Origin of the sequence: Candidatus Symbiobacter mobilis CR (assembly GCF_000477435.1) — a bacterium.
In the GTDB taxonomy this organism is placed as follows: domain Bacteria; phylum Pseudomonadota; class Gammaproteobacteria; order Burkholderiales; family Burkholderiaceae_C; genus Rhodoferax; species Rhodoferax mobilis.
The window spans coordinates 417795-435289 of sequence record NC_022576.1; the positions used below are offsets into that span (position 1 = coordinate 417795).

20 protein-coding genes and 2 tRNA genes are annotated in these 17495 nt (G+C 53.9%); 21 read left to right on the forward strand and 1 reads right to left on the reverse strand.

The window, feature by feature from the left end:
• Positions 1 to 5: 5 nt before the first annotated feature.
• A complete protein-coding gene (gene mrdA, locus CENROD_RS01625) occupies positions 6 to 1988 on the forward strand; it encodes a penicillin-binding protein 2 (protein WP_022771319.1) in 1983 nt (660 codons plus the stop codon).
• Positions 1985 to 2824 (forward strand): creatininase family protein, encoded by an 840-nt coding sequence (locus tag CENROD_RS01630; RefSeq protein ID WP_022771320.1) that lies wholly within the window; start codon positions 1985 to 1987, stop codon positions 2822 to 2824. The genes mrdA and CENROD_RS01630 overlap by 4 nt, the downstream gene beginning before the upstream one ends.
• On the opposite strand, the gene greB is transcribed toward CENROD_RS01630, so the two are convergent.
• The gene (greB, locus tag CENROD_RS01635) at positions 2813 to 3403 is read right to left on the reverse strand and encodes a transcription elongation factor GreB (protein ID WP_022771321.1); all 591 of its coding nucleotides are present in this window, start codon (positions 3401 to 3403) and stop codon (positions 2813 to 2815) included. The two genes, CENROD_RS01630 and greB, sit on opposite strands and share 12 nt — an antisense overlap.
• Positions 3404 to 3517: 114 nt before the next feature.
• Here greB and CENROD_RS01640 point away from each other — a divergent pair, with 114 nt between their 5' ends.
• The 19 genes from CENROD_RS01640 (at position 3518) to CENROD_RS01730 (ending at position 17468) form a co-directional block, all read left to right on the forward strand.
• Positions 3518 to 4828: a hypothetical protein gene (locus CENROD_RS01640; RefSeq protein ID WP_151194565.1), complete on the forward strand. Its 1311-nt coding sequence runs from the start codon at positions 3518 to 3520 to the stop codon at positions 4826 to 4828.
• Positions 4829 to 4978: 150 nt separating this feature from the next.
• A tRNA-Gly gene (locus CENROD_RS01645) sits at positions 4979 to 5054 on the forward strand.
• A gap of 59 nt (positions 5055 to 5113) precedes the next feature.
• Positions 5114 to 5187, forward strand: a tRNA-Cys gene (locus CENROD_RS01650).
• A 269-nt stretch (positions 5188 to 5456) separates the two neighbouring features.
• The gene (rpsL, locus tag CENROD_RS01655) at positions 5457 to 5834 is read left to right on the forward strand and encodes a 30S ribosomal protein S12 (RefSeq protein WP_022771323.1); all 378 of its coding nucleotides are present in this window, start codon (positions 5457 to 5459) and stop codon (positions 5832 to 5834) included.
• Positions 5835 to 6117: 283 nt separating this feature from the next.
• Positions 6118 to 6591 (forward strand): 30S ribosomal protein S7, encoded by a 474-nt coding sequence (gene rpsG / locus CENROD_RS01660; RefSeq protein WP_022771325.1) that lies wholly within the window; start codon positions 6118 to 6120, stop codon positions 6589 to 6591.
• An 81-nt stretch (positions 6592 to 6672) separates the two neighbouring features.
• Complete coding sequence (fusA, locus tag CENROD_RS01665) at positions 6673 to 8778, forward strand: elongation factor G (RefSeq protein ID WP_022771326.1); 2106 nt, start codon at positions 6673 to 6675, stop codon at positions 8776 to 8778.
• 137 nt (positions 8779 to 8915) lie between these two features.
• The gene (gene tuf / locus CENROD_RS01670; protein WP_022771327.1) at positions 8916 to 10106 is read left to right on the forward strand and encodes an elongation factor Tu; all 1191 of its coding nucleotides are present in this window, start codon (positions 8916 to 8918) and stop codon (positions 10104 to 10106) included.
• A 13-nt stretch (positions 10107 to 10119) separates the two neighbouring features.
• On the forward strand, positions 10120 to 10434 hold the full coding sequence (gene rpsJ, locus CENROD_RS01675) for a 30S ribosomal protein S10 (protein ID WP_022771328.1): 315 nt from the start codon (positions 10120 to 10122) through the stop codon (positions 10432 to 10434).
• Between the two features lie 376 nt (positions 10435 to 10810).
• Positions 10811 to 11500 carry a 50S ribosomal protein L3 gene (gene rplC, locus CENROD_RS01680; RefSeq protein WP_022771330.1) on the forward strand — a complete coding sequence of 230 codons (690 nt, stop codon included), beginning with the start codon at positions 10811 to 10813 and terminating at the stop codon, positions 11498 to 11500.
• Positions 11497 to 12117 (forward strand): 50S ribosomal protein L4, encoded by a 621-nt coding sequence (gene rplD, locus CENROD_RS01685; protein WP_022771331.1) that lies wholly within the window; start codon positions 11497 to 11499, stop codon positions 12115 to 12117. The genes rplC and rplD overlap by 4 nt, the downstream gene beginning before the upstream one ends.
• A complete protein-coding gene (rplW, locus tag CENROD_RS01690) occupies positions 12114 to 12440 on the forward strand; it encodes a 50S ribosomal protein L23 (protein ID WP_022771332.1) in 327 nt (108 codons plus the stop codon). The genes rplD and rplW overlap by 4 nt, the downstream gene beginning before the upstream one ends.
• Positions 12441 to 12442: 2 nt before the next feature.
• A complete protein-coding gene (gene rplB / locus CENROD_RS01695) occupies positions 12443 to 13267 on the forward strand; it encodes a 50S ribosomal protein L2 (protein WP_022771333.1) in 825 nt (274 codons plus the stop codon).
• A 12-nt stretch (positions 13268 to 13279) separates the two neighbouring features.
• Complete coding sequence (gene rpsS, locus CENROD_RS01700) at positions 13280 to 13558, forward strand: 30S ribosomal protein S19 (protein WP_022771334.1); 279 nt, start codon at positions 13280 to 13282, stop codon at positions 13556 to 13558.
• 10 nt (positions 13559 to 13568) lie between these two features.
• A complete protein-coding gene (gene rplV, locus CENROD_RS01705; protein WP_022771335.1) occupies positions 13569 to 13952 on the forward strand; it encodes a 50S ribosomal protein L22 in 384 nt (127 codons plus the stop codon).
• A gap of 18 nt (positions 13953 to 13970) precedes the next feature.
• Positions 13971 to 14864, forward strand: a complete 894-nt coding sequence (rpsC, locus tag CENROD_RS01710) for a 30S ribosomal protein S3 (protein ID WP_022771336.1) — start codon at positions 13971 to 13973, stop codon at positions 14862 to 14864.
• Positions 14861 to 15277, forward strand: a complete 417-nt coding sequence (gene rplP, locus CENROD_RS01715) for a 50S ribosomal protein L16 (protein WP_022771337.1) — start codon at positions 14861 to 14863, stop codon at positions 15275 to 15277. Before rpsC ends, rplP begins: the two co-directional genes overlap by 4 nt.
• A 14-nt stretch (positions 15278 to 15291) precedes the next feature.
• Positions 15292 to 15510 (forward strand): 50S ribosomal protein L29, encoded by a 219-nt coding sequence (rpmC, locus tag CENROD_RS01720; protein WP_022771338.1) that lies wholly within the window; start codon positions 15292 to 15294, stop codon positions 15508 to 15510.
• A 16-nt stretch (positions 15511 to 15526) separates the two neighbouring features.
• The gene (rpsQ, locus tag CENROD_RS01725; protein WP_081699784.1) at positions 15527 to 15865 is read left to right on the forward strand and encodes a 30S ribosomal protein S17; all 339 of its coding nucleotides are present in this window, start codon (positions 15527 to 15529) and stop codon (positions 15863 to 15865) included.
• A gap of 217 nt (positions 15866 to 16082) precedes the next feature.
• Positions 16083 to 17468 carry an alginate O-acetyltransferase AlgX-related protein gene (locus CENROD_RS01730; protein WP_022771340.1) on the forward strand — a complete coding sequence of 462 codons (1386 nt, stop codon included), beginning with the start codon at positions 16083 to 16085 and terminating at the stop codon, positions 17466 to 17468.
• Positions 17469 to 17495: the final 27 nt, after the last annotated feature.

A 17495-nucleotide genomic window follows, 5' to 3' on the forward strand; every position in this document is an offset into this window, starting at 1 on the left:
CGTGCATGACCGTTTTTCGCAACATTCAGCAAGAAATCGCCCAGTTCCGATTGCGGGTGTTGGTCGCAGCGGTATTGGTGTTGTTGTGCTTTGCCTTGGTGCTGGGGCGGCTCGTTTTTCTACAGGTGATTCGCCATGCAGAATTGCGTGAGCAGGCCGAAAGCAATCGCACTGCCATCGTCCCCATCGTTCCCAATAGGGGGCTGATCCTGGATCGCAATGGCCTGGTGCTGGCCAACAATTATTCGGCCTACATGCTTGAAATTACCCCGTCGAAAGTCCAGGACCTCGACAGCACCATTGATGGGCTTGCGAAGGTTCTGGAAGTGACACCCTGGGATCGTCGGCGTTTCAAAAAACTCTGTGAAGAAGCCAGAAATTTTGGTTCGATCCCGTTGCGCAGCAGATTGAGTGACGCCGAAGTGGCACGTTTCGCAGTGGAGCGGTACCGATTCCCTGGAGTGGATATCAAAGCACGTCTCTTTCGGCACTATCCCCAGGGCACGTTGGCAAGCCACGTCGTGGGGTACATCGGCAGGATCAATGTGGAAGAGCAGGAGAAGATCGAAGAATCCGAAGATCCTGCCAATTACCGGGGAACGCAGTACATCGGGAAGCTGGGCATCGAGCAAAGCTACGAAGCTTTGCTACACGGTACGACGGGGATCGATGCCATGGAAACCTCAGCCGCTGGGCGGGCCGTGCGTCGATTGGCCAGCCAGAGCGCCAAGCCGGGTGATACGGTTCGGTTATCTATCGATATCACCTTGCAAAAGCTCGTAGAAGACTTGTACGGTGACCGCAGGGGCGCGCTCGTTGCCATCGATCCTCGCAATGGGGAGGTATTGGCATTCGTGAGCAAACCAACCTTCGATCCCAACCTGTTTGTGGAGGGCATCGATCAGGACAATTGGCAACTGCTCAATGGATCTCCGGACAAGCCCTTGCTCAATCGGGCGTTGCGGGGAACGTATCCACCGGGGTCTACGTACAAGCCGTTCATGGCTTTGGCTGCGTTATCGACGGGAGCCCGTTCTGCATCGACCGTGATTCATGATCCTGGGTACTACGTTTTTGGTGGCCACCGTTTTGGCAGCCCGGAAAACGAGCGTGGAGGCATGATGAACATGCATCGTGCCATCGTCGAGTCCAGCAACGCCTACTTTTATTCCTTGGCCAATGAGATGGGTGTCGATGCCATCCATGATTTCATGCAGTCGTTGGGGTTGGGGCAGATCACGGGAATCGACCTTCCGGGGGAGGTGCGGGGCATCTTGCCAAGCCAAGCTTGGAAGCGCAGTTACTACCGCCGCGCACCATTGCAAAAGTGGTATGCGGGAGAGACGATTTCTTTGGGGATCGGGCAGGGATACAACAGCTTCACGATGCTGCAGCTCGCGCTGGCAACGGCCACCATTGCGAATCATGGTCTTCGCAATACGCCACGACTGGTTCTTTCCGTCCAGGATACAAGTACGGATGCCGAAGTCCCGTTGACAAAACAGCCTCCTGTCAATCTGGGATTGCGCCGGGAACATCTGGAAGTCGTCCGCAATGCGATGGTGGGCGTGACGACCGAAGGTACTTCGGCGCGGGTTTTTGCTGGCGCGGGCTATGTGAGTGGCGGCAAAACGGGTACGGCGCAAGCCGTTTCCTTGGGCAAGAACGAGCGCTACAACGCTGCGCGCATGGCAGAACGACAACGAGACCATTCGCTCTATATCGCTTTTGCACCGGCGCACGCACCAACGATTGCCTTGGCTGCCATCGTCGAAAACGCTGGCTTTGGCGCAGCGGCGGCTGCACCCATTGCGCGCCGGGTTTTCGACTACTGGCTCTTGCACCAGTTACCCAATGAAGAAGATATGGCTGCCGTGCGAAAAGGGCAGGCATTGGCTCCGCTACAGGCACCGCGCATGGCGATTCCTGACCCATCGTCTCCTCCGTCGCTGCCCGCCAGTGCCACCACGGTAGCCTTGCAACCATGACCACTGCTTCGCGCTATTGGGCAGACTGGAGCACCCGGGACTTTGCGGAGCTGGGTCGATCGGGCCATGCCGCCAGCACCATTGCGGTGCTTCCGATCGCAGCGGTAGAGCAGCACGGGCCACATCTGCCATTGCAAGTCGATGCACGTATCGTGGAGGGAATCATCGCGCAGGCCGTGCCCTTGTTGCCTGCCTCGCTTAGGGTGCTGTTCCTTCCGGTACAAGCGATTGGGCTGAGTACCGAGCACGCATGTTTCCCCGGGACGTTGCGCTTGCGGGCCGAAACAGTGTTGCGTCTGTGGACCGAATTGGGGGAATCGGTTGCAGCATGTGGGATACGCAAATTGCTGTTTTTCAATGGACACGGGGGCAACGTGGGGCCGATGGATGTCGTCGCCCGTGACTTGCGGTTGCGTTGCGGGTTGTGCGTGTACAGAGCAAACTGGTTCGACTTGCCATGGCTGGATGCAACGGGCGAAGAAGTACGCTCGCGTTGCACGAGCCGGGAGTTGCGCTATGGCGTCCATGCCGGAGAAATCGAAACTTCCCTGATGCTGGCCTTGGCCCCGGAGTGGGTGGCGATGGAGTGGGCACAGGATTTCCATTCCTCTGCCGAAGAACGCAATGAACGGTTCCCGATCCTTGGGGGATGTGGGGCCAAACGCACATGGCTTGCGCAAGATTTGCATTCGAGTGGTGCGGTGGGCAATGCCGCTGCTGCGACTGCCGAGCTCGGACACACCATCTTGCAAGCTGCCGCGCATTCCTTGGTGCGGTTGCTGGCCGAGTGGGATCGACTCGACGCTGTTGACATTGCAGCGCAATCAGCCCCGTGAGTTGTGTGCCATGGCTCCTTCTTGGGGCGCAGGGTAGCGTACGGTGATCACCTCGATTTCTTCGATACCCGCAGGCGTGGATAGCCGCAGTCTGTCGCCCTCATCAGCCTTGATCAAGGTGCGTGCGATCGGGGAAATCCAGCTCACATCCCCACGAGAACTATCCGCTTCGTCGATGCCTACGATCCGTACAGTGCGGGGCACCCCGTTGGCGCTGGCATAGGTGACAGTGGCCCCAAAAAAAATCTGCGTCTTGCCGTGGTGTAGCGCGGGGTCACAGACGGCGGCGTTTTCCAGTCTTTTGACGAGAAAACGAATGCGGCGGTCGATTTCCCGCAGTCGTTTTTTGCCATACAGGTAATCCCCGTTTTCAGAGCGGTCACCATTGCTTGCCGCCCAATGGACGGTCTCTACCACGCTCGGACGTTCGATATCGACCAGGTTGTGCAACTCATTTTGCAGAGCAGCAAAGCCTGCGGGGGTGATGTAGTTCTTGGTTCCCGCCGGCAGCGCAGGCGTGGAACTGTCATCGTCTGCGTGGTCAGTGTCGGTTTGCTCTTTGGTGAAAGCCTTGCTCATGGGGTGGGGTTCAATTTGTAGGCCCGCTTTGGGTGGAATAGCGCGGGGGAAAACGGCCACAGGTAAGATACCACCATGGGGTGGAGAGCTGTGAGATCTGCTTGGAGAATTGGCTTGGCAGAGGCCAGGGTTGCGCCTATGGGTGTGGTTGCCGCTGCATTTCTTGCTGTGCTCGTCGGCCTAGGGTTCCCTTCCTCTGCGCACTCTGCACGGGTGGACGTGAGTGTTTTTGGAACGATCGAACATGCACGTTCCGATAGTCCATACCGGTACAGGCGCTTCGTCGATGACCAGGGCACATGGAACCGGGGGAGCGTCTTCGGGTTGCAGCTTGATGCAGAGTTGCAACCGGGTTGGCGCGCCACGGTGCAGTCGAGACTAGCCCCGTCCATCCAAAGCGATGATCGTTGGGAACACACTTTCCCATGGGCTTTCCTTTCTTGGCGGCCTGAAGACGATTGGAGGGTTCGGGTCGGCAAGGTTCGTGCACCAGGATATTTGCACGCGGAGAACATGGATGTTGGCAGTACGTTCGCGTACGCCCAGTTGCCGATAGAGATGTACTCCCTCTCTCCTTCGATGGACATTACTGGCGTGCTGCTCAACAAAGAGTGGGCGTGGGGCGTTGGAGATATCGGCCTTGATGCGTACTGGGGCAAAAGCAACATCCATTGGCGCATGTTCTTCCGGGAAGGACTGCCCGGTGTGCTGGAACCTGGAACCAAGTTCATGCCGTTGTCGCTGGATCTGCGCGGTGCATTGCTGGCGTACAGAATGCGTGATGATGTGTACCAGATTGGTTTGCATCACATCCATAGCGAGAATGACGAAGGGAATTTTTGGCCCCGGCCGATGTTGGTCGAGCCGATCCCCGGTGTGCAGTTCTACGATGTATTTCCTAGCGCGGAACGGCATGGATACAAGCGCCTGGCGCTGTGGATTCTGAACGCTGGCGTCGACGTTGGACTGGGGGATCGGTACCGTATGAGCGCGGAGGTCGCAGTACGTAGGTCTGACCGGAAGTTCGAGGGGCTGAATGCGACGGGCGGATATGTTGCAGTACGCCGTGACTGGGGGGCATGGACTCCGTACGTTTCCGTAGCGCATCTCCGGTCACAACGCGGAGTGCTCCAGACTTACCACGCCATGGATCAAACGACAGTACCCAGCGCAGTGCCTGGCGCAGATTTGATACGGGCTTCGCAAATCATTGGCGCAGATTCCTTGCAACCCTTTGACCAAGGATCGTGGGCCATCGGAACCTCGTATTCGATGACTACCAATCAGAAGCTCAAGATTGAGTGGGTGCGCACCCGGATTGGATCGGTACCAAGCATGGTGGACATGGTGGATATTCCCAGTGGTGTGGCCGGGTGGGACAGATCAATCCACTCTGTTGGCGTGTCGTATAGCTTTGTCTTTTAGCGGGTGTTGGCGGCTGGCGCTGTCCGGCCGTCTAGTCGTTGCTCTGTCGTTGTCGTATCTTGGGTACGTCGTTGCCCTGTTTTCGTAGACGTTGGCGTGGATAACCGTCGGCGTGTTTGCCGAGATGGTATAGAATTTTGGTTTTCCGGCGCGGGAATAGCTCAGTTGGTAGAGCGCAACCTTGCCAAGGTTGAGGTCGAGAGTTCGAGACTCTTTTCCCGCTCCACACTTCACCAACGTTCGCAATAGCTTGGTGAAAGCATGGGGCACATGCAGTTTCCGTGAGGCGCGATAGCAAATCGGTTATGCAACGGACTGCAAATCCGGAGAGCCCAGTTCGACTCTGGGTCGCGCCTCCACCAATTTTTCCCTGATTCATTTGCCTGTGCCTGTTTTCTCTGCCTCTGTGCGTCTGCCTGCATATTGCTGCTCTGTTGCGGCAAGGACGAAGTGGGTTTCGACACCACAGTAGTGGTACCGGGGCTGCCTTGTCGTGGTGTTCTGTTGCTGTGCGCGGGTGCATGCAGTGCATCTGGGCTTGCTGGATAGAATCGCGGCCTTTTCCGAATCTGGGTGCGGTATTTTTCCCAAGGTTCTTCCAAGACAATCATTTTTTCAGGAGCCATCGGTGCCAACCATCAATCAGCTAATTCGTCATGGGCGTACGGTAGAGCGGGTGAAGTCCAAAAGCCCCGCGATGGAAGAGTCTCCGCAGCGACGTGGTGTATGCACTCGCGTCTATACCACCACTCCCAAGAAGCCCAATTCGGCTTTGCGCAAGGTAGCCAAGGTGCGTCTCACCAACGGGTTCGAGGTCATTTCCTATATCGGAGGCGAAGGGCATAACCTGCAGGAACACAGCGTGGTCCTCGTGCGTGGTGGTCGGGTGAAGGATCTGCCCGGTGTGCGTTATCACATCGTGCGGGGGTCTTTGGATCTGCAAGGGGTCAAAGATCGCAAACAGGCCCGCTCCAAATACGGTTCCAAGCGGCCCAAAGCCAAGTAAGTGGGTATGGATACCCAGGCCATGCACGCATTCAGTGTGTGTGCATGGCCTGGTTTTTTGGGGAATTGTTTCCCGGTGCATGCAGTGCCGGGTTTCGTCCTCGGTGAGCCAACAATGCAGCGAACGTATCAAGCGAACGATGCAGGCTTGGCAGGTGGCCCTGCGAAGGGTCGAGTAAGTGGGGAGAAATTTGCTCCCCTGGGTGTTTGGGACGCAAGCTACTGCACAGTGACGTGGCTCAACGTCGTCCGGCGCCAACTGAAGCAAGAAAGGAAATAGTGATATGCCTCGTCGTCGTGAAGTTCCCAAGCGGGAAATTCTTCCTGATCCCAAGTTTGGTAGTGTCGAGCTTTCCAAGTTCATGAATGTCATCATGGAAGGTGGCAAGAAAGCTGTAGCGGAAAGGATCATCTATGGCGCGCTCGATCAAATCGAAAAAAAGCAGCCTGGCAAAGATCCTTTGGAAGCGTTCATGCTGGCGATTAACAATGTCAAGCCTTTGGTGGAAGTCAAATCCCGCCGCGTAGGGGGAGCCAATTACCAGGTACCCGTCGAAGTTCGCCCAGTACGCAGGCTGGCTTTGTCGATGCGCTGGCTGAAAGATGCAGCGCGCAAACGCAGTGAAAAGTCGATGGCTTTGCGCTTGGCCAATGAGTTGTTGGAAGCTGCGGAAGGGCGCGGTGGTGCGATGAAAAAGCGCGATGAAGTACATCGCATGGCGGAAGCCAACAAAGCCTTTTCGCACTTCAGGTTCTAGCTTTTTCTTGTTCTCGTATTCATGCAGGGGCTGTGCGCGCAGCCCCTTGCGTTTTTTTGTTTGCGTATCCAAGGATTCATCATGCCTCGTCATACTCCTATCGAGCGCTACCGCAATATCGGTATTTCTGCGCATATTGATGCCGGCAAAACCACCACGACCGAGCGCATCCTTTTTTATACCGGCGTCAACCACAAGATCGGTGAAGTGCATGACGGCGCAGCCACCATGGATTGGATGGAGCAAGAGCAGGAGCGCGGTATCACCATTACCTCTGCCGCGACGACTTGCTTTTGGAAGGGCATGGATGCGACGTACCAAGAGCATCGCATCAACATCATCGATACCCCTGGTCACGTCGATTTCACCATCGAGGTAGAGCGTTCGATGCGTGTACTCGATGGTGCTTGCATGGTCTATTGCGCCGTGGGTGGGGTGCAGCCGCAGTCTGAAACCGTTTGGCGCCAAGCCACCAAGTACAAGGTTCCCCGTTTGGCATTTGTCAACAAAATGGATCGAACGGGTGCCAACTTTTTCAAGGTCTACGAGCAGATGCGCCTGCGCTTGAAGGCGAATCCCGTGCCTATCGTGGTGCCGATCGGGGCGGAAGAGCACTTTGCCGGTGTGGTCGATCTCATCAAGATGCGTGCTATTTATTGGGATGAAGCATCCCAGGGGATGCGTTTCGAGTACCGCGATATTCCTGCGGATCTTATGGACCTGGCCAAGGAATGGCGCGAAAAAATGGTGGAAGCTGCTGCGGAAGCTTCGGAAGATCTCATGAACAAGTACCTGGAAGAGGGGAGCTTGACCGAAGCGGATGTCAAGCAGGGCTTGCGTTTGCGCACGATTGCAACGGAAATTCAGCCCATGCTGTGTGGTACGGCTTTCAAAAACAAGGGTGTGCAGCTCATGCTTGATGCCGTCATCGACCTGCTGCCTTCCCCGGTAGATATTCCGCCGGTGCGAGGGATCGACGACGATGGTGCCGAAGCCTTCCGCAAAGCCGACGACAACGAGAAGTTCTCTGCGTTGGCGTTCAAGCTGATGACTGATCCTTTCGTGGGGCAATTGACGTTTGTGCGTGTGTACTCTGGCGTACTGACCAAAGGGGACACGGTATTCAACCCCGTGCGTGGCAAAAAGGAACGGATTGGCCGTATCGTGCAAATGCACGCCAACAAGAGGGAAGAGGTCGGGGAAATTCGTGCTGGAGATATCGCCGCGTGCGTGGGACTGAAAGATGTCACGACTGGCGAAACCTTGTGTGACCCTCTTGCGCCGATCACCTTGGAGCGGATGGTTTTCCCTGAACCAGTCATTACCCAGGCAGTGGAGCCCAAAACCAAGACCGACCAGGAAAAAATGGGGATTGCCTTGCAACGCTTGGCGCAGGAGGATCCGTCATTCCGTGTCAAAACCGACGAAGAATCCGGGCAGACCCTGATTGCAGGAATGGGGGAATTGCATCTGGAAATCATCGTAGATCGCATGAAACGCGAGTTTGGCGTCGATGCCAACGTTGGCAAGCCTCAGGTGGCGTACCGGGAAACGGTGCGCAAGACTGTGGAAGATGCAGAGGGCAAATTTGTTCGCCAGTCTGGTGGTAAGGGCCAGTATGGCCACGTTGTTTTCAAGATCGAGCCCAACGAGCCGGGCAAGGGGATTGAATTCATTGATGCCATCAAGGGCGGGGTCGTCCCCCGTGAGTACATCCCGGCGGTAGAGAAGGGTGTGAATGAAGCGGTCATGCAAGGGGTTCTTGCTGGCTACCCGGTAGTCGATGTCAAGGTGACGTTGCACTTTGGTTCGTACCACGAAGTCGATTCCAGCGAACTCGCCTTCAAGATGGCGGCCATCTTCGGTTTCAAGGAAGGCTGCCGCAAGGCCAATCCGGTCATTCTGGAGCCGATGATGGCTGTGGAGGTCGAGACTCCGGAAGACTACGCCGGCAATGTCATGGGTGACTTGTCGTCACGCCGTGGCATGGTGCAGGGGATGGAAGATATGGCTGGTGGTGGCAAAGCGATCCGTGCTGAAGTGCCCCTGTCGGAAATGTTCGGGTATTCAACGACATTGCGGTCGATGTCGCAAGGGCGTGCGTCGTACACGATGGAATTCAAGCACTACCTCGAAGCGCCACGCAATGTCTCCGAGGCGATCGTTGCAGCACGATCCTCCAAGTAGTAGCAGAGAAACAGTATCGGCATCGTTGCCGCAAACGTCTGCGATTGCGCACCCCGGGGTGCCCGTGCCCTGGGAGTTCGTGACGGAATGCAGACGCAAAACCACGACACGGGAAAGCTCATTGAAGAAAGCAAAACATGGCCAAGGAAAAATTTGCACGCACCAAGCCCCACGTGAATGTGGGAACGATCGGACACGTGGATCATGGGAAGACGACGCTGACGGCGGCGATTACGTCTGTGCTGGCGGCGAAGTACGGTGGTTTGGCGAAGGCATACGACCAGATCGATGCCGCGCCGGAAGAAAAGGCGCGGGGGATCACGATCAACACGGCGCACGTGGAATACGAGACGGCTGGACGGCACTACGCGCACGTGGATTGCCCCGGGCACGCGGACTACGTGAAGAACATGATCACGGGTGCTGCGCAGATGGACGGAGCGATTCTGGTGTGTTCCGCAGCAGACGGCCCGATGCCGCAGACACGCGAGCACATTTTGTTGGCGCGTCAGGTGGGAGTGCCGTACATCGTGGTGTACCTGAACAAGTGCGACATGGTCGACGATCCCGAGTTGCTCGAACTGGTCGAGATGGAGTTGCGGGAACTGCTGGACAAATACGACTTTCCTGGCGACAAGACGCCGATCATCCATGGTTCGGCGAAGATGGCGATGGAAGGAGACAAGAGCGAGCTGGGTGAAGGGTCGATCATGAAGCTGGCTGAGGCTCTCGACAGCTACATCCCGACGCCGGAGCGTGCGATAGATGGGACGTTCCTGATGCCGGTGGAAGATGTATTTTCGATTTCCGGACGTGGAACGGTGGTGACGGGTCGCGTGGAGCGCGGGATCATCAAGGTGGGGGAAGAAATCGAGATCGTGGGGATTCACGACACGCAGAAGACGACATGCACCGGGGTGGAAATGTTCCGCAAGCTGCTCGACCAGGGGCAGGCCGGGGACAACGTGGGCGTGCTATTGCGTGGGACGAAGCGGGAAGATGTGCAGCGTGGACAAGTGCTGTGCAAGCCCGGGAGCATCAAGCCCCATACGCATTTTGTGGGAGAGGTGTACGTGCTGTCGAAGGACGAAGGCGGGCGGCACACGCCGTTTTTCAGCAACTACCGTCCGCAGTTTTATTTCCGGACGACGGACGTGACGGGCGCGATTGAATTGCCGGAAGGCAAGGAGATGGTGATGCCTGGGGACAACGTGACGATCACGGTGAAGCTGATTGCGCCGATTGCGATGGAAGAGGGGTTGCGGTTTGCCATTCGTGAAGGGGGCAAGACCGTGGGTGCTGGGGTGGTAACGAAGATCATTGCGTAAGCAGGAGACGGATGTGGCAAACAAACAGAGAATTCGTATCCGCCTCAAGGCCTTCGATTACAAGCTGATCGATCAATCAGCGCAGGAAATCGTCGAAACGGCGAAAAGAACTGGCGCTATCGTTCGAGGGCCTGTGCCCTTGCCTACCAGAATGCGACGGTTCGATATCTTGCGCTCCCCCCACGTCAACAAGACCAGTCGGGATCAGTTCGAGATTCGCACGCACCAGCGGCTCATGGATATCGTCGATCCGACGGATAAGACCGTGGATGCGCTGATGAAGCTGGATCTGGCTGCTGGGGTGGACGTGGAGATCAAGCTTCAGTAATTTTTCAGGCATTTCTGTAGATGCGATGCGACAGACTGGATCGCAATTCCGGTCTGGGGCGGTCACAAGGGCGTATCGCCCTTGCTGCTGCATGTACAGCGAGCGCCTCGCAACTCCACGAAGATTTGCATCCCAGTGGTTCGAACCTAGCCTATGCCATGGCATGTTTGCCATGGTGGGCTGGGTTCACTAGTGCTGGGTTCACCAGTTTTTCGCTGCAAAAAAGTGTGCTGCGGAATGCATTAGAATAGTAGGCTTTTCGCGGATTGGACGCTCTTTTACCGTATGCGAAAGTAGTACGTGTAGTGCATGCATCCAGGAAAAGTCGGCATGGCCAATTGCAGTCATGCTGATCAACGATAACGGAGAAAATACCATGGTTCAAAGCAATCAAATGGGGTTGCTGGGCCGTAAGGTTGGAATGATGCGCATCTTCACAGACGATGGGCTGGCAGTGCCAGTCACCGTGGTGGAAGTCGCCGACAACCGCGTCACCCAGGTCAAAACCCCCGAGAAAGACGGCTACGCTGCTGTCCAACTCACATTCGGAACACGGAAAAGATCCCGTGTAAATCGTCCACTCACTGGGCATCTTGCCAAGGCGTGCGTGGAACCTGGCGAATTACTCAGGGAATTCCGCCTTGATCCCGATCTCATTAGTCAGTACAAGCCAGGTAGCGTCGTACCTGTCAATGCACTGTTCCAGCCTGGGCTAAAGGTTGATGTGCAAGGCACATCAATCGGGAAAGGGTATGCCGGTACGATCAAGCGACACAACATGTCTTCGCAGCGTGCATCGCACGGCAACAGCCGCTCCCATCGTGTTCCCGGTTCTATCGGGATGGCGCAGGATCCGGGGAGGGTTTTTCCAGGGAAGCGCATGACTGGGCATCTAGGTGATGAAACGGTCACGGTGCAAAATCTCGAAATCGTCCGTATCGACCAGGAACGTCAGCTTTTGTTGATCAAAGGGGCGGTTCCGGGTGCCAGTGGTGGTTTTCTTATGGTTCGCCCTGCAGCAAAAGCCAAGGTTGCATCCGTGATCCAGGCAGGGGGGCAGGGATGAAAATCGATATTCTTAACGAGCAAGGACAGCCGGTTTCTACCATAGAGGTAGCGGACGCAGTGTTTGCACGGGAATACAACCAAAGTCTGGTTCATCAGCTTGTGGTGTCTTTTCAGGCCAATGCACGTCAGGGTACCCGGGCACAAAAAGATCGGGCCCAAGTGCATCACTCGACCAAAAAGCCTTTCAAGCAAAAAGGTACTGGGCGTGCACGTGCAGGGATGACTTCATCACCACTGTGGCGTGGAGGCGGGCGAATTTTCCCCAATATGCCTGACGAGAACTTTCAGCAAAAATTGAACAAAAAAATGTATCGCGCTGGGATGTCGTGCATCCTGTCTCAATTGCTGCGTGAAGGTCGTCTTGCTGCTGTGGAATCTGTTGCAGTCGATACGCCAAAAACCAAGGTGCTTGCAGCCAAATTTCGGGCGATGCAACTTGATTCGGTACTGGTCATTGCACCAGAAATCGATGAGAACTTGTATCTTGCATCCAGGAATTTACCGCACGTAGGAGTTGTGGAGCCTAAGCACGCGGATCCTGTTTCCCTGCTTCGATTCCGCAAAGTATTGGTGGCATGCCCAGCACTCGCTACCCTCCAGGAGATGTTTGCATGAATCCCCGAAACATACATCGAAGCTCTTCGCAGGATCGGTTGATGCAAGTGCTGATAGAGCCTTGGGTTACCGAAAAAGCGACGAACTGTGCCACGCAACAAAATACCTATATCTTCCGTGTTCTTCGGGATGCAACAAAGTTGGAAGTCAAGGCGGCGGTAGAGTTATTGCTTTCCGTACAGGTAACCAGGGTGACGGTAGCCAATGTGCGCGGCAAACTCAAGCGCCGTGGAAACCAGATTGGTCGCCGGGCCAAGACGAGAAAAGCATTTGTAACTTTGGCCCCAGGTAACGTATTGCACCACGTTGAGGGAGTAAGCTGATCATGGCAGTCGTTAAGATGAAACCCACGTCACCTGGACGGCGTGGTGTGGTCAAGGTACTCCGCGACCATTTGCACAAAGGGGCGCCGTATTTCTCGCTGGTGGAGCATACGCACCAAAAGGCCGGACGCAATAATAATGGTCATATTACGGTACGGCACCACGGTGGGGGGCATAAGCACCACTACCGCATGGTGGATTTTTGTCGCAACCGCGATGGAATACCCGCAAAAGTAGAGCGTATCGAATACGACCCCAATCGTTCTGCGCACATTGCGCTGGTCTGTTATGCAGATGGATGTAGGTCATATATCCTTGCTGCGCGTGGGATGGAGGTCGGTTCCACTGTCGTCAGTGGCCCCCATGCTCCCATTCGCGTTGGAAACACGCTTCCATTGCGCAACATCCCTTTGGGTTCCGTAGTGCATTGTGTGGAACTCAAACCTGGAAAAGGTGGTCAACTTGCGCGCTCTGCTGGGGCGTCTGCGGTGCTACTTGCTCGGGAAGGAAGCTATGCGCAGCTACGACTGCGTTCCGGGGAAATGCGGCTTGCGCACATCGACTGCCGTGCCACGCTTGGCCAGGTTTCCAATGAAGAGCACAGCTTGCGCCAACTCGGCAAAGCTGGCGTAAAGCGATGGATGGGGATTCGTCCCACTGTTCGTGGTGTCGTGATGAATCCCATCGACCACCCCCATGGTGGTGGTGAAGGACGTACCGGAGAGGGGCGTCACCCGGTTGACCCATGGGGCAACTTGACCAAAGGTTATCGGACGCGGAACAATAAGCGCACGCAGTCGATGATCATCTCACGCCGCAAGAAATAACGGAGAGCCCTGATGACACGTTCTCTCAAAAAAGGCCCATTCGCTGACCACCACCTCGTAGCAAAAGTCGAAAAGGTCATTGCTACCAAAGATAAAAGGCCGATCAAAACTTGGTCTCGTCGTTCGATGATCCTACCCGAGTTCATCGGTGTGACGATTGCCGTGCATAACGGACGGCAACACGTTCCCGTGTATATTACTGATCAAATGGTTGGTCATAAGCTCGGAGAATTCGCACTGACTAGGATGTTTAAAGGGCATCCTGCAGATAAAAAGGTTCAGAAGAAGTGAGGATCTGCGCATGAATGCCTCCAGTGTTGATAAAGATCTCGTGCGGGCTAGCCTGCGCGGTGTGCGGCTATCTGCCCAAAAAGGCAGGCTTGTAGCCGATATGATCCGTGGTAAACCCATTGCGCAAGCTATGGATATTCTCCGGTTTACGCCCAAGAAAGCTGCCCAGATTATTCGTAAGGTTCTGGAGTCGGCGATAGCCAATGCCGAATTCGGAGAAGGCTGGGATATCGACACCTTGTGTGTACATACTATCCACGTCGAACAGGGAACGAGTTTGCGACGTTTTACAGCCCGTGCCAAGGGTAGGGGTAACCAAATCAGGAAGCCCACGTGCCATGTGTACCTGGCTTTGGCTATGCAAAAAGCTGGCACACAAACCGTCACGAAATAGCTGGAAACGGATTGAGATATGGGACAAAAAATTCATCCTACGGGATTTCGGCTTTCCGTCAGTCGCAACTGGTCTTCTCGTTGGTATGCGCATGATAGAGATTTTGCAGGCATGCTCGCTGAAGATATCAAAGTGCGTGATTACCTGCGTGTCAAGCTTAAGAACGCATCGGTATCCAAGGTGTTGATCGAGCGACCTGCGCGCAATGCCCGAATCACGATTTTTTCGGCTCGGCCTGGTGTCGTCATCGGTAAAAAAGGAGAAGACATCGAAAATCTCAAGCGTGACCTGAGTCGTCAGCTCGGGGTTCCTGTGGCCATCAATATCGATGAGGTACGCAAACCAGAACTGGATGCAAAACTGATTGCTGATTCCATCACGCAGCAGTTGGAAAAACGTATCATGTTCCGCCGTGCGATGAAACGTGCCATGCAAAACGCAATGCGGTCTGGTGCTCAGGGTATCAAGATCATGTCATCAGGGCGCCTCAATGGCATCGAGATTGCACGCACGGAGTGGTATCGCGAAGGTCGTGTGCCGCTACACACGTTGCGTGCTGACGTTGATTACGGTACTTCTGTTGCCAAGACGACGTATGGTGTGATTGGAGTGAAGGTTTGGGTATATAAAGGTGATACTCTGGGTCGTACAGATGGTGTTGCCATTGATCCGAAGGCCGAAGAAGATCGCAAGGCGCGCTTTCCCCGCAAAGAGGAACGTGCGGCTCGGCCAGGAGTAGATCGCCCGGGAGCAGATCGTGTTCGTCAGCCACGGCGTGTCGTTGGTGTCGCCACAGAACCCGTGGAAAAGAAAGAAGAACGTCCCTCTGCTGAAGAGGGCGCTACCCCCAAAACGACTTTGCGTCGCGTTCCCAAGGTGGAACAAGTTGACGCCAAAGGAGAATCAGCATGATGCAACCTGCGCGAAGGAAATACCGCAAAGAGCAAAAAGGCAGGAATACAGGCGTTGCCACGCGTGGTGCCACAGTAGCTTTTGGTGATTATGGGTTGAAGTGTGTGGATCGCGGTCGTCTGACTGCTCGTCAAATCGAGGCCGCGCGCCGCGCCATCACCCGCCATGTCAAGCGTGGCGGGCGGTTGTGGATTCGTGTTTTTCCTGACAAGCCTATTTCGCAGAAGCCGGCAGAAGTCCGCATGGGAAATGGAAAAGGCAATCCGGAGTTCTATGTAGCGGAAATTCAACCAGGCAAAATAGTTTTTGAAATTGTTGGCGTTGCGGAACAGCTCGCGCGAGAAGCTTTTCAGTTGGCTGCGGCCAAGCTACCTTTGCGTACGACGTTTGTTGCACGCATGGTTGGACAGTAAATGCTGGAGTCATCATGGAAATAAAAACGAATCAGTTGACTACATTGCGCGCCATGGACATCGAAGGATTGCGCAAAGAAATCCGAGAGCGTCAAAAGGCGTATTTCTCTCTGCGAATGACACGCAAGACCGATGTTCAGTTTTCTGTACATCAATTGCGTATGGCGCGACGGGGTATTGCCGTAGCGAAGACGATTCTTGTGGAAAAGTTGCGGTCTTCCTTGACTGCCTGAAAACAAAGGGTGAAGCATGTCTAGTGAAAATTTGGCAGCCGAAGTGACTCCTGGGTTAGTGTCTGCGGATGATGTGCAAAATAGTGCAAGCGCACCTAGAAAGTCTTTGCGTAGAACTTTGGTAGGCAAGGTGGTCAGTGATCAACGCGCCAAGACTGTAACTGTTTTGGTTGAGCGCCGTGTTCGGGATAAGTTGTATGGCAAAGTTGTTGCCCGTAGCAACAAATTTCACGCCCACGACGAGGACAATCAGTACAAGATTGGCGACATGGTGGAAATTGTGGAATGTAGGCCGATTTCCAAAACAAAGTGCTGGGTAGTGTCGCGTTTGGTGCGGGAAGCGTCGTTGGTGTAAAGTGTGAACATGCGATGACGGCAACGTAAAATGTGCCAACGTAAAATGTGCATAAGCCAGTACTATAGTTAGAAAAAAAGGGGACTTTGTTGGTTCCCTTTTTTTTTGCGTGTGCATACCAATTTTTTTCTATAAGTATAGTCTACTGGTTTAATATATTACTTCTTATGTTGTCGTGTGCTGTATTAAATGAAAATTAACGATCTGCAATGAAGTTATGTTTAGTTTCATTTCATTAAGTAAAATTTTCTGTTTTTTAGCGGTAGTTAATCTATTTTTCTTTTCTAGTAGTGTATCCGCAGAAGAAAAAGCCATCCTTGGTAAAGAGCCGTGGTTATTTTATGAGTACGATCTGATCAATGAGAGTTTTTCCCCAGGCATTCAGGATTCTATAGATGTAATTTGGAAATTTGACAAGATACTCAAATCTAATGGGATCCAGTTAGTTTTTGTTCTGGTTCCTGTGAAGATGAGGATTTATGAAAAGTATTTACCGAACGATCTGATCATGAAACCTTTCATGGCAGAGAATTATGATCGTATCCTCAAGAAACTGGGCGAACAAAATGTAGCTGTTGTTGATCTGAATACAGCGATGTTGAAGAGTTCAGATCGTGACTCTGATATGCCATTTTTCTTCAGAATGGATACCCATTGGTCGCCAACAGGGGTCATATTTTCTGCAAAAACTATCAAAGAATATCTGGCAAACAAAAAAGAATTTCAAGATATTTTGAATTCGATTCCAAGTACGAATTACATTCTCACGCAGAGTAAGCGTAAGGTGCATTCCAAAATTCGTGATTTATTAATGATGTTACCGCAAGATTCTCCTGCTCATCGTTATCCATTAGATAGGTATTATCAAGTAAGTGTCAGCAAATCTGCGGTGAAAGAAGACGTTATGGGTGCAACCTCGCTAGGTAGCATTGCATTGGTGGGAACCAGTTATTCTCAAGACTGGACTGGTTTTTCTGACGCATTGCGGTATGTATTGCAACGTGAGGTATTGACTGTTGCAGTCAATGCAGATCAAGGACCGTGGGTGGGAATGTTGAAGTATTTGAGAAATGATGCCTTCCATAGTGTTCCGGCCAAAATTTTGCTTTGGGAGATACCGGAGCGAGCGATGATCGCTCCACCGAATTTTTTGTATCGTGCAGAACGCAACAGATTCGACAATGCTGAATGGCTCTCCCGCGCTGGTGCTTGGGTTCAGCAAACATGCACACCGTCTACCATCACGACCAGTATTTCTCCACTAAGTTTGGGTATATCGGCCAAAGTTGCTGAGGGGATTTCCGCATCCAATACCAAAGATGCGGATTTTGTCGAGTTTTCTTTCCATCCAGCCTTACAGGCCAAAGACTACATTAACGTGATGCTATCGACTACTGGTGGAAATATCACTGTGGAAGCATTTGAAAAATCCAAGCCTGCGCGGCGTGTTTCTTTGGAAGTGGCCAACGATGGTGCAGAACACGTGTTGAAAACGCCCGTCGCTTTTGGTCAGCAATCGGTAGATCGTGTACGCATTTATCCCGGTGCAAGTGGGTCTTTTGCACTGCGTCAGTGGAAAGTGTGTCAGCAGAGCCTTCCCTAGGTTCTCCTAGTCTGGGTCTGCAAGAAG

Bases quoted from the DNA above. Each gene is read 5' to 3' on its own strand.
- mrdA (WP_022771319.1), top strand. From the start codon at position 6: ATGACCGTTTTTCGCAACATTCAGCAAGAAATCGCCCAGTTCCGATTG.
- CENROD_RS01630 (WP_022771320.1), top strand. From the start codon at position 1,985: ATGACCACTGCTTCGCGCTATTGGGCAGACTGGAGCACCCGGGACTTT.
- greB (WP_022771321.1), bottom strand. From the start codon at position 3,403: ATGAGCAAGGCTTTCACCAAAGAGCAAACCGACACTGACCACGCAGAC.
- rpsG (WP_022771325.1), top strand. From the start codon at position 6,118: ATGCCTCGTCGTCGTGAAGTTCCCAAGCGGGAAATTCTTCCTGATCCC.
- fusA (WP_022771326.1), top strand. From the start codon at position 6,673: ATGCCTCGTCATACTCCTATCGAGCGCTACCGCAATATCGGTATTTCT.
- tuf (WP_022771327.1), top strand. From the start codon at position 8,916: ATGGCCAAGGAAAAATTTGCACGCACCAAGCCCCACGTGAATGTGGGA.
- rplC (WP_022771330.1), top strand. From the start codon at position 10,811: ATGGTTCAAAGCAATCAAATGGGGTTGCTGGGCCGTAAGGTTGGAATG.
- rplD (WP_022771331.1), top strand. From the start codon at position 11,497: ATGAAAATCGATATTCTTAACGAGCAAGGACAGCCGGTTTCTACCATA.
- rplW (WP_022771332.1), top strand. From the start codon at position 12,114: ATGAATCCCCGAAACATACATCGAAGCTCTTCGCAGGATCGGTTGATG.
- rplB (WP_022771333.1), top strand. From the start codon at position 12,443: ATGGCAGTCGTTAAGATGAAACCCACGTCACCTGGACGGCGTGGTGTG.
- rpsS (WP_022771334.1), top strand. From the start codon at position 13,280: ATGACACGTTCTCTCAAAAAAGGCCCATTCGCTGACCACCACCTCGTA.
- rplV (WP_022771335.1), top strand. From the start codon at position 13,569: ATGAATGCCTCCAGTGTTGATAAAGATCTCGTGCGGGCTAGCCTGCGC.
- rpsC (WP_022771336.1), top strand. From the start codon at position 13,971: ATGGGACAAAAAATTCATCCTACGGGATTTCGGCTTTCCGTCAGTCGC.
- rplP (WP_022771337.1), top strand. From the start codon at position 14,861: ATGATGCAACCTGCGCGAAGGAAATACCGCAAAGAGCAAAAAGGCAGG.
- rpmC (WP_022771338.1), top strand. From the start codon at position 15,292: ATGGAAATAAAAACGAATCAGTTGACTACATTGCGCGCCATGGACATC.
- rpsQ (WP_081699784.1), top strand. From the start codon at position 15,527: ATGTCTAGTGAAAATTTGGCAGCCGAAGTGACTCCTGGGTTAGTGTCT.
- CENROD_RS01730 (WP_022771340.1), top strand. From the start codon at position 16,083: ATGTTTAGTTTCATTTCATTAAGTAAAATTTTCTGTTTTTTAGCGGTA.